The following is a 14,238-nucleotide window of genomic DNA, read 5'->3' on the forward strand; positions in this document are numbered from 1 at the left end:
AGCTACAGGCTTCTTAGCCTTGATTAAGAGCTTGGCTGTCTCTCATACTAAATGTAGCGAAGCGTCACCCTACCTATAACAGAGTTGAGATTGAGACTTTGCTCAACCTTCCTGTTCAATAGTCGCTGGAATCTCTTTTTCAGTTTCAGTTGCTGCTGGAACTTCTTCTTCAACCGCAACTACAGCCGATACTTCTTCGGTTGCTGCTGGAGTTTCTTCTTCAACTGTAGTTACAGCCGATACTTCTTCTTGAGTTTCAGTTGCTACTGGGGTTTCTTCCTCAGTTGTAGCTTCTACGGCTTCTTCAGCACCCACAACTTCGTCTTCAGCTTCCGCAGGCGCAGCACTAATACCTTGCTGTTTAGCTAGCATCTGTTCACGATACTTAGCTGCCATTTCTTCAGCTTTATCATAAACCAAATCACGGTTCTTAATCATATCACCGGGTTCGGGTTCCAACTGCTTGGTAGACAAGGAAATCCGACCCCTTTCTGCGTCCAAATCAATAATCATGACTTTAACTTCGTCATTGACATTGAACACGCTATGAGGTGTATCAATATGCTCGTGAGAAATTTCAGAAATGTGTAGCAGTCCGCTAACACCACCGATATCAATAAATGCACCGTAGGGTTTAATACCACGAACTGTACCGATCACCACTTCTCCCACTTCTAAGCGGTTCATCTTACGCTCAACCAGCGCTCGACGGTGGGATAGAACTAGGCGGTTGCGTTCTTCGTCTACTTCTAAGAATTTCAATGGTAGTTCTTCGCCTACCAATTCTTCCTTCGGTTTGCGGGTACTGATGTGAGAACCGGGGATGAAGCCGCGTAATCCTTCAATGCGTACTAATGCACCACCACGGTTAGTAGCAAACACACCGGAACGAACAGTAGCATCTTCTGCTTGTAACTGCCGTACACGTTCCCAAGCCCGCATATATTCAATGCGACGAATGGAAAGGGTTAGCTGACCATCTTCGTTTTCATCGGTAAGGATGAAAAATTCTCTGGTTTCGTTTGATTGTAAAACTTCTTCCGGGGCATCGACCCGGTTAATAGACATTTCTTGTATGGGTATGTAGGCTGCTGTTTTAGCCCCTATGTCAATCAGAGCGCCGCGCGGCTCTATACTGAAAACTGTTCCTGGTACAATATCTCCAGGGCTAAAGTGATAATCATACTTGTCAAGTAGAGCAGCGAAATCTTCGTGAGTGAATCCAATTTCTGTAGCGGTTAAGTTCTGATTGACCATGCTAATTTGTTCCTGGTTCTAGTCTCCGTAAGGGTTGTGGCATAGGCGTGATGTATATGCGAAGGCACTAGGCGGGAGGTACACCTACATCTTTTTTTTATCCTAGCGCAGAAAAGCTAGTATTAACACATATTAACTTCTAGATAGAATATTATATCACATATTCTATAAATTTTTTATTTATTCATCAGATATTGGGAATTTCACCCTTCAAAGGTATTGACAAACATAGGTATCCGCCGATACCACTATTGGTAACAGCGGATAAAAACTTTAGATGCTCTTAAATCTCTGGTAAGAGCCGTCTATTTTTCTTCTTTCTTTTCGATGCGGGGGGGTTCGCGGAATGCGATCGCAAAGAAAAGAACTCCTATGGCCAGAGCCAAAATCAAGATATATGCAACGCTTTCCATATTAAAAGCTCCTGCCTAATCAGCCAGTAATGATAGTTTATCAGTCTATGAAATCGGTCTTGGGGATTGGGTATGAGGAAAAGTATTCCCCAGTCCCCAGTTCCCCAAAAAATTAGAGGGCTTCTTTCCGGCGGGTAGATTTATCACCCACTTTCTGGAATAGACCCCATTCAACTTGCTCTTCCAGATCCGCATCAACACCAGCAAAAACGTCTCGGTAGATTGTCCGAGAACCATGCCAGAGATGACCAAAGAAGAATAGCAGAGCAAATACAGCGTGTCCAAAGGTAAACCAACCTCTGGGGCTGGTGCGGAATACACCGTCAGAGTTCAAGGTTTCGCGGTCAAAATCAAAGATTTCGCCACCTTGAGCTTTACGGGCATACTTCTTCACATCAGCTGGATCTGTAAAGGTTTGACCATTGAGATCACCACCATAGAAGCTGACTGTGACACCAGTTTGTTCAAAGCTGTACTTAGATTCTGCCCGACGGAATGGAATATCAGCTCGGATAATTCCATCAGCATCGGTCAAGATAACTGGGAAGGTTTCAAAGAAGTTGGGGAGACGACGCACGGTCAATTCTCTGCCTTTAGCATCTTTGAATACTGCGTGACCTTGCCAAGATTGGGCGATACCATCACCCTTGACCATAGGCCCAGTACGGAATAGACCACCTTTAGCGGGGCTATTACCGACATAATCATAGAAAGCCAGTTTTTCAGGAATTTCTGCCCAAGCTTCTGCACGGGTTGCACCGTCAGCGATGCTAGTTTGGACGCGACGCTCAATTTCCTGAGTGAAGTAGCCTTGATCCCACTGATAACGAGTAGGGCCAAAGAGTTCAATTGGAGTTGTCGCGTTTCCGTACCACATCGTACCAGCAACAATGAAGGCTGCGAAGAATACCGCAGCAATACTGCTAGAAAGTACGGTTTCAATGTTCCCCATCCGCAGAGCTTTGTATAGCCGTTCGGGGGGTCTAACTGTGAGGTGGAATAAACCAGCAATAATGCCAACAACGCCTGCGGCGATATGGTGAGCAACAACGCCACCAGGATTGAATGGGTCGAACCCAGCCGGTCCCCATTCTGGTGCTACTGCCTGGATACTACCAGTGACTCCGTAGGCATCAGATACCCACATACCTGGGCCAAATAGTCCAGTGAGGTGAAAAGCACCAAAACCAAAACAAAGTAGACCAGATAAGAACAGGTGAATGCCAAACATTTTTGGCAAGTCTAAAGCAGGTTCACCAGTACGAGGATCTCTAAAGAGTTCCAAATCCCAATAAACCCAGTGCCAAACGGCAGCTAGGAACAATAAACCAGAAAGAACGATGTGAGCGGCGGCTACACCTTCAAACGACCAGAAACCAGGATTGCTGGCGGCGCTACCAGTGACGACGCTCCAGCCACCCCATGATTCGGTAACACCTAAACGGGACATGAAAGGCAGGACGAACATTCCTTGCCGCCACATCGGGTTCAGAACCGGATCACTGGGGTCGTAAATAGCCAGTTCGTACAGTGCCATCGAACCAGCCCAGCCTGCTACTAAGGCTGTGTGCATCAAGTGTACAGAAATCAACCGACCTGGATCATTCAGAACGACTGTATGTACTCGGTACCAGGGTAGTCCCATCGACTACGCTCCTCCTCGATGAATTATGTTTACAAAGCAATTTTCTTACCGAGATGCTGAGGGACGGAACCAGTCGCTTAGGTGGGTTTAATCCTCCTACGGCGTTGTTTTACCGCCATTCAGTGAACTCTCTGAGTTTTTTTTATTGCCAGAATCTTGAATTTAACCACAAATTAGTCTTGATAAATCAGACAGTGTGGCTAGTTTGGCAATATTTCGAGACACTGGGTAGCTGGACTTGATCGGATAGCGATCGCCTGTATAACTGCCGAGAGATTTTCTCAAGGAAAATTTCTCCCTGGTTCTTTGGGAATCAAGCAAACGCCTGTAAGACGTTTGGACATTAGGTAATACTACTCTGGAGTCAGCCACCTTTTGAGCGTCTACGCAATTGCCAAGCAAAAATGAGAATGTTTTAAAAAGTGTAACTATATTGTGGACTTGTTTGCAAGCGTGTAAATAGATGCGATCTCATCGCATTTCAGTATCATATAGCTACAAATCGCCCTCACAATTTATAAGAAAGATGTTGAAAACACCTAAGAAACAGCAACATAGTTGCGTTTTTCGTACTTTAGGCAGGTGATGAACGCTAGCTGCACCCTTGAGGGTGCTTTGATGTTAAAATTAGTTGAACAGGAAGGGTAATCAACCTGTTTAAAAACCCGATGTTGCCTAACGGCTCTACGCTGCACCTTGACAATTGAAAATATGGGGTTCTATTCCATAGTTCTAGCTCCTTTCCAGGAATAGGTAAAATTTTCATGGGGACTAGACGACCAGTATTTACACTCAAACAAATTTTGGATTCATCCAACTACGGTAGGGCATACCGAAAGTTAAAGCTTGAGGAGAGAACCACCTCTGGTTGAGATACTGCAAGGGGTCTCATCTAAGTGGACTCGTTGAACCAAGAATCCCCTTCGATTTATCGCGGGGAGTGTCAAGTATTCTTGTACCCAGTCAGGTGGAGTTGCATGGTAAGCCTCACCAAAGGCATAGAGGTTGTGTGTTGCTCCACCGCTTGCCAGAATGAAAACGTCTTCATGACGTAGCGATCGCATAGCCGGTGGTAAGCTTGTTTGGCTCCACCAGCGGAAACTGTCAAGAAAAAACCCGCCGATGCGGGTGAGAAATTTCTAATTTTTGTGATCGCCTTCACTATGCGTTGTGACTTCAAAAATATTCTCTGAGTGACGAATCAGAATTGGTATTAGTCCGAAATATATTCGCCTACCTTAGATGCACCATTCTGTAAATCACGAGCGGTTTTTTTAGCCCCTTCTACATATCCTGAACCAAACTCTTTAAAGGCTTCTGCTGACTCTTCCCCAATTTTTTGCATTCGCTTACCAGGAGAATCTTCTGTTTCACGAGCTTCCTTATTCCATTCCCGGATGGTTTTTGGTCTTTGGGAATCATCTTGATGTATATCTTCACGCACTGTCTCTCTTAAAACTTGATTGTTTTGCCCAAGAGAAACATTTGTCGTTAGCGTCAAAAAACCAACTAGAACAACAGCCAGGAAACGTTTTACTTGAACTTCCTTAAATAGAAAGCTAATGTGAGCAATTGTCCTAGAAATCAAATTAATCATGTCAATACTTTATCTGTGCTTTTTACAGTTTCGGAATATATTTGGCTCTTTGCAAATTCAGCTATTTTTCGAAAAACTGAATTTAATTTCTATTGAGATTGTTCATAATTTAACAAATAAAAAAATTATGAGTTGAGTGATGAAAAAATCCCAATATTTTACTTGCCTTTGAGCTAATCAATTTTTTGATTGCAAATAAATATTAACTAAAAAAACTTAATATTCCTTCTGGCGAAAGTTATATATTGGTTATAAAAAATATATGCCGCAGGTCTAATTAATTATTTTGGTGTTGATCAAATGTGAGAGAAATTCTTATAAAACTACCAATGTTATGCCGTCGGGCTAAAGCACCTTGAATTCTTGACGGTGCGTTGCGTTGAGGGACAACATACCCTACACTTCATTTCTGTTGACATAGTTATAAATATTTGAGCCTACTTACTTAGTATGTTGCGAATAGTTAAGTATTCCCGCCACATATCATAGTATGATAGCTGACCGCTAAGTTGAAAAATCTGAATCCTATGGCCTGGTTTTCCTTGATTGCAAGACGATGGAGTGGAATTCCACAATTTTTATCATTGTTTTGCCTTTGTGTCCTTTTGGTTGTGAGTTGCGCTCCTCGCCAGCAGACAACGACTTTATCATCTGGTACAGGTGATGGTCGAATTACTGTCGGTACAACACTGAAACCGAGAACCCTCGATCCGGCTGATACCTATGAGTTGGCTTCCTTGGGGTTGGTGTTAAATATGAGCGATCGCCTGTACACTTATGAACCAGGTAGCACGGAAATTAAACCCCAATTGGCGACAGCATTACCCCAAGTCAGTCCTGATGGTTTAACTTACACTATTCCTTTACGTCAGGGAGTTGTTTACCACGATGAGACTCCCTTCAACGCCAAAGCAATGGAGTTTAGCATTCAGCGATTTATTGAGAATAAGGGAAAACCCTCGTTCTTATTATCGGATACGGTGGAATCAGTTAAAGCCACTGATGAATATGAGTTAACAATCCAGTTAAAAAGACCATTTGCAGCATTTCCTTCACTGTTAGCATTTTCTGGCGTGTGTGCAGTGTCGCCCACAGCTTACGAAATTGGGGCGGGGAAATTTCAGCCAAATACCTTTGTGGGGACTGGCCCTTACAAGTTAGCGCAATATGGCACAGATTCCCTGAGATTGGATGTATTTGAAAAATATTGGGGCGAAAAACCAGCTAATCAGGGCGTTAACGTGCAAATCCAGACTAGCGCGGTGAATTTGTTTAATGCTTTCCGCACAGGTACAGTAGATGTGGCTTATCTAGCCCTACAACCTGATCAAATTAGTAGCTTAGAAGCAGGAGCCAAAAAAGGAGATTGGCAGACAATTACGGCTCAAGGTAGTGCAGTCAGTTATATGGTGCTGAACCGGAATCAGCAACCTTTAGATCAACCAGAAGTTCGAGCTGCGATCGCGTCCATGATTGATCGTCCACTGATCAATGAACGAGTTTTACTTGGTCAATCTGATCCGCTCTACAGCATGATTCCCACCACTTTCAATGTTTCCCAGCCAGTATTTAAAGATAAATATGGGGATGCTAACTTTGATCAAGCTAAAAAATTATTAACTACTGCTGGCTTCTCCAAAGAAAATCCCGCGAAAGTGCAAATTTGGTATCCTTCTAGTTCAGCTAATCGCCGTTTTGCAGCACAAACACTGAAATCTCTGGCTGACCAACAAATGGAGGGCATACTGCAACTGGAAATTAGTACTGTAGAAAGTGCTACTTTCTTTAAAGACATCTCTAGGGGTATATATCCAGCCGCTTTGGTTGACTGGTATCCAGACTTTTTAGATCCAGATAATTATGTGCAGCCATTCTTGTCTTGTGAAAAAGGGTCGAATGCTCAAGGCTGCGAAGATGGGGGTAGTAAAACTCAGGGTTCATTCTACTATAGCGAAGCCGTTAATAAACTAATTGCTCAACAACGCCAAGAACAAAACCCCGCAACGCGTCAGCAAATTTTTACAGCCATCCAAACGCAGGTAGCTAATGATGTGCCTTACATTCCTTTATGGCAAACCAAAGACTATATATTTGCTCAAAATGGTGTTGATAATGTGCAACTTGACCCGACGCAGAATTTAATTTATAAAACAATCAAGAAAACAGTTATCCCGAAATCTTGAATAACCACCTCACCCTTGCTTTACCCTGTGGGTAAATCTTTCCCTCTTCTTAGTAACGCTACGGTGTACACACAAGTCCTGTCTGTTTGCGTTTGAGCCTGTTTTGCCCCCTAAATCCCCCAAGTTTGGGGGACTTTGAAAATTCTTGTTCCCCCAGAATTGGGGGTTAGGGGGCGATTCGATCACTTGTGTGTACACGGTAGCCTTAGTAACGAGAGGGATGTCCGCTAGGACAGGGTGAGGTTTTGAGTTGTGGGTTGTCGAGTCCATTTGAATACTTTTAGCTAAAATATGTCTCGATCTAAAGCTTTACAATATTACATTGCCTCTCGGTTAGTTCTGGCTCCACTGCAATTGTTGACTATTATTACTATTGTATTTTTATTACTACGAGCAACACCAGGAGATCCAGCAGATGCAATTCTCGGCGGACGTGCGCCTGAAGCAGCTAAGGAAGAATTACGCCAACAATTAGGTTTAAATCTTCCTCTGTGGCTACAGTATTTAAATTATCTGGGAAACTTACTGCGTTTTGATTTGGGGACATCTTTAACAAGTCGGGGACAGTCTGTTTGGGACATTATTGGGCAGTATTTCCCCGCCACTGTAGAGTTAGCAGTATCAAGTATGGCAGTAGCCCTGATTGTGGGTATTGTGGCTGGTACTCTTTCGGCTTCTCGTCCCGGTACTTATTTTGATATTGGGGGGAGGTTATTTGGTATTATTACTTACGCACTTCCAATGTTTTGGGCAGGAATGCTTTTACAGTTGATTTTCTCTGTGCAACTGGGTTGGTTTCCTAATTCTAACCGTTTTCCGCCTAATCTTTCGGCTCCTACTGCGATCACTGGATTATATACCATTGATAGCTTGCTGAAGGGAAATTTAACTCAATTTTTTATCTCTTTGCACCATTTAGCCCTACCTAGTCTGACTCTAGGAATTTTGCTCAGTGGTATTTTTGAGCGAATTGTGCGCGTAAATTTAAAGGAAACCTTAAAAGCAGATTATGTAGAAGCCGCTAGAGCTAGAGGTATTGCTGAAAATAAAATTTTAGTCTCCCATGCTTTGAAAAATGCCTTAATTCCAGTAATTACCGTATTAGGTTTAACTTTTGCATCGCTGCTGGGTGGGGCAATTTTAACTGAGGTGACGTTTTCTTGGCCTGGTTTAGCAAATCGCCTATATCAAGCCATTTCTGATCGCGATTATCCCACTGTACAAGGAGTATTAGTCTTTTTTGGGGCGATCGTTGTGACTGCTAGTATTTTGATTGATATTCTCAATGCTTATGTTGACCCACGTATTCGCTATTAATTATCACCACAGATGTAGACAGCGAAAAGTTTTTAATCCAAATAAGTAGGTAGTGATAAATTATTCATATTTATCACTATGTAAGGACAAATCAAGCAGCACAACGCACCGTTAAAACTTAGGCTGCGCTCAGTTTTTACAATTTTAGGTGGGTTACGCTGTCGCTTTAGCGCAGCCATGCCCCTTGGGCTATACCCACCCTACGGTTAATTTCTATTTATTTTATATGCATGGAATTTTTGTCTCTTACTTACTAAACACAGATAATTTTTCGGTGTGTATCTGTGGTTTTTTTGATTAAAGATTGTTATCGCCCGTTCTCTTAGTATTTTACCAAAGCAACTTTTTCTATATGTGTCGTTTACTTGCCTACCTGGGTTCGCCTGTGACTTTAGAGGATATTCTATATAAACCTGAACATTCTTTGATTGTTCAGAGTTACCAGCCGCTGGAAATGACTTCTGGAGTTGTGAATGCAGATGGCTTTGGTGTGGGTTGGTATCATAGTCAAAAAAATACAGACCCATTTACGTATCGAAATACCCTACCTATTTGGAATGACTTAAACCTGGCTGATCTTAGCCGTTATGTGGAATCTAAATGCGTACTTGCTTATGTTCGCAGTGCGACACCTGGACAAGCTTTAGATTTCGCTAATTGTCAGCCGTTTAACCATCAACAACAGTTATTTATTCACAATGGATACATTGAAAATTTTCGCAAAACATTACACCGCGAAATCCGCAGTAAATTAACTGATGATTTTTACGAAAAAATTAATGGTATTACTGATTCGGAACACATCTTTGCGCTGCTACTTTCTCAGAGTCAAATCAATCAAGATCAATCTCCAGAAGATGCTTTAGGTCATACATTACTAACTTTATTAGAAATGGCAAAACGCCATCAAGTCAAAGTTTCAGCCAACATCGTCTTCAGTGATGGAAATCGTTTAATTGCTTCACGCTTTTCTAGCAATGCGCCGGCTCCGTCGCTATATTGGCTAAAGGATCATCTAAATTTTCCTAAATCTGTAATTATTGCCTCTGAACCGTTATTTACTGGTAATTGGAGTGCTTGTCCAGAAAATAGCATTATCAGTGTGGGAGAAGACTGTGATATCCAGATTAAACCAATCTAGTGTGAAAAAGGCTCTTTTTTGTGACTTGGTTGAATGTCGTCTGAAAACTTTGAAGTTGTTCGAGGGGATGGATGAAGCTACGTTTTGTAGTCAGCCTCATCCTGAGTTTAGTCCCGTTGGTTGGCACTTAGGGCATATTGCTTTTACTGAGTCTTTATGGTTACTAGAACACATGGGGGGTTTGCCTTGTTCTTTCCCCCAATACCGGAAACTATTCGCGGCTGATGGTTTACCTAAATCACAACGTGTCCAGTTACCTCATCTACAAACAACCCTTGATTACCTGGACAAAGTGAGAAAACAGGTTTTGCAACGCCTAGAAGTAGTTGATTTTGAACAAGAAGAACGTCTTTGGCGCTTTTTGATTCAGCACGAAAGCCAACACTGCGAAATTATTAGCTTTGTGCTGGAATTGATGAAGTGGGAAAAGGGGGAGATAGAAGAGATAGGAGAAAGTATGAGTTATACGTCTCCTATAGAAAATATTACGGAAATGATTCTCATTCCGGCTGGTGAATTTGAACAGGGAAGTGATGATATCTATGCTCTGGATAATGAGCGCCCTGGACATAAAGTATATTTAGAGACTTATTATATTGACCGATATCCTGTGAATTGTGGACAGTATCGGTTATTTATGGAGGCTGGAGGCTACCAAAATTCTCAATGGTGGTCGGAAGCTGGATGGAAATGGCGACAAACTCAGCAGGTGATTAAACCACTTTACTGGTCTGGCGATGGCAATTGGGATAATCACCCGGTTTGTGGTGTCAGTTGGTATGAGGCCGAAGCATATTCGCGATTTGTGGGGAAGCGGCTACCGACAGAAGCTGAATGGGAAAAAGCGGCTAGTTGGGACGCAAATGCTGGTTGTCGGCGCATCTATCCTTGGGGAAATGAATCGCCAAGTTCGGAAAATTGTAATTGCGATCGCCTTATTGGTCACACTACACCAGTAGATACCTATCCAGGGGGACAAAGTGCCTATGGCTTATACGATACTCTAGGCAATGTCTGGGAGTGGACAGCTTCCTGGTTTGATGGTTACGAGGGTTTCCAGAGTTTCCCTTACATCGGTTATTCCCAAGTTTATTTTGACCACAAGCACCGGGTTTTAAAAGGCGGGAGTTGGGCTACACGTCATTGGGGACTACGTGCTAGTTTTCGCAACTGGTATTATCCCAGCGTGTACCAAATCTTCGCCGGGTTTCGCTGTGCTGCTAGTCAAGTGCTAAGTGCTGAGTAAAAAATACTCGGCATCGGTTTTTATGAGAAAATCCTTAAAGATGGCTTAAAAGCTCGATTAATCTAGCTCAGGCGTGATGTTATGACCTAGAGCGATGTGTTTCACTGGCTGGGGTAAAAGTTTGCCCTCAAAAGGAATCTAATATCAATTTTTGAGAATAAGGTGATGAATGCTCTATTTCTTCATTCCGAATTGGTATAACTTTACACGATGGAGGTTGAATGTCAATATCTAAAGCTGCTATCAGCAAAGTTACTTCCCCAAACAGCATTGAAGAACGCTTGCAGATCGAGCGTTTGCTTCCAGTGAATGAAATAGTCTCATTTGATACTGGGAGTGATATAATTCAGGGATTAACTCAAACACCTAAAACCCTTCCCACCCATTACTTTTATGATGATCGTGGGTCTGAGTTATTTGAGCAAATCTGTGAATTACCAGAATATTATTTGACACGCACGGAAACTGCGATTTTACAGAAATATGCTGGTGAAATTGCCAGAATAACTGGCCCTTGTGAATTGGTAGAACTGGGCAGTGGTAGCTCTACTAAAACCAGAATTATACTGGATGCTTACCAGCAACTAGGCTACCCCATGCTATATGTACCCATTGATGTGAGTGCGGGGATATTAGAAAGTAGTGCTAGGCAGCTATTGGCAGATTATCCTTCTTTACAAGTTCATGCACTTGCCGGAACCTACGAGTTAGCCTTGGCAAAAATCTTGCCATCAGAATTACCCAGTCGGCTGATTGGTTTTATTGGCAGTACGTTGGGTAATCTCACGCCCGAAGAAAGTGATATTTTTCTGTCTCAAATTAAAAATGCTCTGGAAGTAGGGGAGTATTTCTTATTGGGGATAGATTTACAAAAGCCAAAACATATCTTGGAACCAGCTTATGACGATAGCGAAGGCGTGACGGCGGCGTTTAACTTGAATATTTTGGAGCATTTAAATCAAAGATTTGAGGGGAATTTTGACACGATGCAGTTTGAACACTGGTCGTTTTATAACGAAACCGAAAATCAAATTGAGTCGTATTTACGCAGTTTGCGATCGCAATCTGTAGAATTACGCGCTCTCAATCTGACTGTTAATTTTGCTCTAGGGGAAACTATCCACACGGAAATTTCCCGCAAATTTGACCTGAAGATTATGCAACAGCAACTGACTGCACTGGGTTTAGTACCCCTGAATGTGTGGACTGATCCTGATCAGTGGTTTGGTTTGTTGCTTTGTCAACGGCAAGCATAAAGAGGCAGGGGTGCGGGGAGCAGGGAGCAAGGGGGAGTTAGAAATTACTTTAAACTTCCGGTTACTTAACAACCTTTCCTCTTCTCCCCTGCACCCTGCCCCCTGCCCCCGTTCCTCTTTTTCTGTAACTTTGCCAAACGATACAAAAAAATGTCCCACTTTTTGCCAAGATAATAGTATTATTTTCCAAAAATTCAATTGGCAATAATCGGCATGAGTGAAAAACTAATAGAAAGCAACGGGAAAGGGTTCCTCGTTCTACTTTTGCCAATCTCGTTTTTGATTATTTTCCTGGTTGCTACCTGGAGAATTTTACTGGCAATTCTGATGCTGGCGATTGGTTTCCAAGTTTGGCAACAATATCAATGGCAACAGTGGTCTGGGCAAGTTAATCCGGTTTTCCATGAAATGATTCGGGAAACTCAAGGCAAGATTACGCCAATGGATTTGGCAATGAGGGGAAATTTTTCGGGGACAACGGCAAAACGCTATTTAGATAGTAAGGCTTCTGAATTTGGTGCGAGTATCCAGAACTCTCAAGAAGGGGGTGAGGTTTATTACTTTATGTCTGCCAGTATTCTTGGCGATATCCTTGATAGTAGTGAACCGGATCAAAAGCTGCCATCTCTACCAGTTACTAAAACTGCGCGATCGCTTTTAGCCGCACCAGAACCCCAGCCAGTGGTGTCAGAATCGGCAACTGAAGCACCACCTCCAGCAACTGATCCAGAAGTTAAGCGATCGCTAGAACAGCAGTTAATGTTTGGTTCTCTGATCCAATCAGAACTTGCCAAACGACTGAATGTTTATTCCAGTACAGTCTACAAACGCCGCAATGATCCAGAGTTTCCAGAGTGGTGTCGTCACAAAGACCCTGATGGTATCGCCTGGACATACTCGGAAAAAACAAAGGAGTTTTTCCCACTAGAGGAAGGTTAAAAATTGTTAATTTATAATTTTTAATTCTTTACCTACGGCTTCGGTGATGGAATTTAGCTGATTCTTTTCCAGTTGTAAAAGCAAACCTTCGAGAATCCGGCGTACCATCATCGGTCCTTGGTAAATCCAGCCTGTATATACTTGGATTAAACTTGCCCCAGCAGTGATTTTTTCCCAAGCGTCTTCCGGGGTGAAAATGCCACCAACACCGATGATCGGGATTTCTCCTTGGGTTTGCTGCCAAATAAACCGAATTACCTCGGTGGAGCGATCGCGTAATGGCACACCGCTAATTCCGCCGGCTTCTGACTGGGGTGATTTGCCTGTTTGGTTAATTATTTGAGTTTTCAATCCATCCCGGCGGATGGTGGTGTTGGTGGCAATAATTCCGGCTAGTTGGTAAGTTTTGGCTAAAGCAATAATGTCAGCGATCGCCTCCCATTCTAAATCCGGCGCAATCTTGACAAATATCGGCTTTTGTGATTTGTTTTTCTGCTGTAATAAATCCAAGATAGAACCAAGCATCACAGCATCTTGGAGCGATCGCAACCCAGGAGTATTGGGAGAAGAGACATTAACAACAAAATAGTCGCCCAGCTCTTTCAGTAAGCGAAAACTGTTAAGATAATCTTCTCCAGCTGCTTCCAATGGTGTAACCTTAGATTTACCCAAATTTATACCTATGGGAATTGACGAGGCTAACTCTGGCTGATCTTGTGCTAACCTTGTTGCCATTGCTGCGGCTCCCCTATTATTAAAACCCATGCGATTGAGAGCTGCTTGATCCAATGGCAAGCGAAATAAACGGGGTCGGGGGTTTCCTGGTTGTGCTAAAAAAGTGACTGTTCCTAGTTCTGCGAAGCCAAAACCTAGACTAGACCAAATCCCGGCAGCTACTCCATCTTTATCAAAACCAGCTGCTAACCCTAAAGGATTGGGGAAGTTTAGCCCAAACAAATTTTGTTCGAGGCGTGGATCTTTCAGACACAAGGACTGTTGTAGACGTTGATTTACCCAATGAGCCGAAGGGTTGCTGGTTTGTGAGAGCCAGCTTAAACTCCGAATTGTCTGCTGATGTAACCACTCTGGATCGGCTTTCACCAGATTGAATAATAGCGGACGAAGTGCAACTTGATAAATATCCATGTAAAATTTTACCCAGAACTTACAGCAATCATCCGTAGTTATATTGAGTCTGGATGTTTTTCTGGGCATCTTAATATATTACAAGCTAAGTTGATCAA

The 14,238-nt window shown here is 42.8% G+C and carries 13 protein-coding genes; 6 read left to right on the plus strand and 7 right to left on the minus strand.

Translation table 11 applies throughout. The annotated features are described in order from the left end of the window. Nucleotides 1-102: 102 nt before the first annotated feature. From AACX33_RS06955 to AACX33_RS06980, 6 genes are all read right to left on the minus strand, one after another. Nucleotides 103-1,257, minus strand: a complete 1,155-nt coding sequence (locus AACX33_RS06955; RefSeq protein WP_193999301.1) for a 30S ribosomal protein S1 — start codon at nt 1,255-1,257, stop codon at nt 103-105. A 305-nt stretch (nt 1,258-1,562) separates the two neighbouring features. Continuing rightward, nucleotides 1,563-1,670 (minus strand): photosystem II reaction center protein T, encoded by a 108-nt coding sequence (locus AACX33_RS06960; protein ID WP_089093525.1) that lies wholly within the window; start codon nt 1,668-1,670, stop codon nt 1,563-1,565. 112 nt (nt 1,671-1,782) lie between these two features. Then, nucleotides 1,783-3,315 carry a photosystem II chlorophyll-binding protein CP47 gene (gene psbB / locus AACX33_RS06965; protein ID WP_193999299.1) on the minus strand — a complete coding sequence of 511 codons (1,533 nt, stop codon included), beginning with the start codon at nt 3,313-3,315 and terminating at the stop codon, nt 1,783-1,785. A 162-nt stretch (nt 3,316-3,477) separates the two neighbouring features. After that, nucleotides 3,478-3,600: a hypothetical protein gene (locus AACX33_RS06970; protein WP_265338633.1), complete on the minus strand. Its 123-nt coding sequence runs from the start codon at nt 3,598-3,600 to the stop codon at nt 3,478-3,480. Nucleotides 3,601-4,258: 658 nt separating this feature from the next. Beyond that, complete coding sequence (locus AACX33_RS06975) at nt 4,259-4,495, minus strand: hypothetical protein (RefSeq protein WP_193999290.1); 237 nt, start codon at nt 4,493-4,495, stop codon at nt 4,259-4,261. A gap of 33 nt (nt 4,496-4,528) precedes the next feature. Next, complete coding sequence (locus tag AACX33_RS06980; RefSeq protein WP_193999288.1) at nt 4,529-4,912, minus strand: hypothetical protein; 384 nt, start codon at nt 4,910-4,912, stop codon at nt 4,529-4,531. Between the two features lie 527 nt (nt 4,913-5,439). On the opposite strand from AACX33_RS06980, the gene AACX33_RS06985 reads away from it, so the two are divergent. The 6 genes from AACX33_RS06985 (at nt 5,440) to AACX33_RS07010 (ending at nt 12,994) form a co-directional block, all read left to right on the plus strand. Further along, the gene (locus tag AACX33_RS06985; RefSeq protein ID WP_193999286.1) at nt 5,440-7,095 is read left to right on the plus strand and encodes an ABC transporter substrate-binding protein; all 1,656 of its coding nucleotides are present in this window, start codon (nt 5,440-5,442) and stop codon (nt 7,093-7,095) included. Nucleotides 7,096-7,386: 291 nt separating this feature from the next. Then, nucleotides 7,387-8,412 (plus strand): ABC transporter permease, encoded by a 1,026-nt coding sequence (locus AACX33_RS06990; protein WP_193999284.1) that lies wholly within the window; start codon nt 7,387-7,389, stop codon nt 8,410-8,412. A gap of 352 nt (nt 8,413-8,764) precedes the next feature. Further along, entirely contained in the window at nt 8,765-9,553 is a 789-nt protein-coding gene (egtC, locus tag AACX33_RS06995; RefSeq protein ID WP_193999282.1) for an ergothioneine biosynthesis protein EgtC, read from the plus strand. Next, a complete protein-coding gene (gene egtB, locus AACX33_RS07000) occupies nt 9,528-10,799 on the plus strand; it encodes an SUMF1/EgtB/PvdO family nonheme iron enzyme (RefSeq protein ID WP_193999280.1) in 1,272 nt (423 codons plus the stop codon). Before egtC ends, egtB begins: the two co-directional genes overlap by 26 nt. 221 nt (nt 10,800-11,020) lie before the next feature. Next, the gene (gene egtD, locus AACX33_RS07005; RefSeq protein ID WP_193999278.1) at nt 11,021-12,055 is read left to right on the plus strand and encodes an L-histidine N(alpha)-methyltransferase; all 1,035 of its coding nucleotides are present in this window, start codon (nt 11,021-11,023) and stop codon (nt 12,053-12,055) included. A 213-nt stretch (nt 12,056-12,268) separates the two neighbouring features. Further along, a complete protein-coding gene (locus AACX33_RS07010; RefSeq protein ID WP_193999276.1) occupies nt 12,269-12,994 on the plus strand; it encodes a hypothetical protein in 726 nt (241 codons plus the stop codon). A 6-nt stretch (nt 12,995-13,000) separates the two neighbouring features. Here the strand turns inward: AACX33_RS07010 and AACX33_RS07015 are convergent, their stop codons facing one another. Next, nucleotides 13,001-14,140 carry a quinone-dependent dihydroorotate dehydrogenase gene (locus tag AACX33_RS07015; protein ID WP_193999274.1) on the minus strand — a complete coding sequence of 380 codons (1,140 nt, stop codon included), beginning with the start codon at nt 14,138-14,140 and terminating at the stop codon, nt 13,001-13,003. Nucleotides 14,141-14,238 lie beyond the last annotated feature (98 nt).

The sequence above is a fragment of the Nodularia sp. LEGE 04288 genome, from assembly GCF_963896525.1.
Classification (GTDB): Bacteria; Cyanobacteriota; Cyanobacteriia; order Cyanobacteriales; family Nostocaceae; genus Nodularia.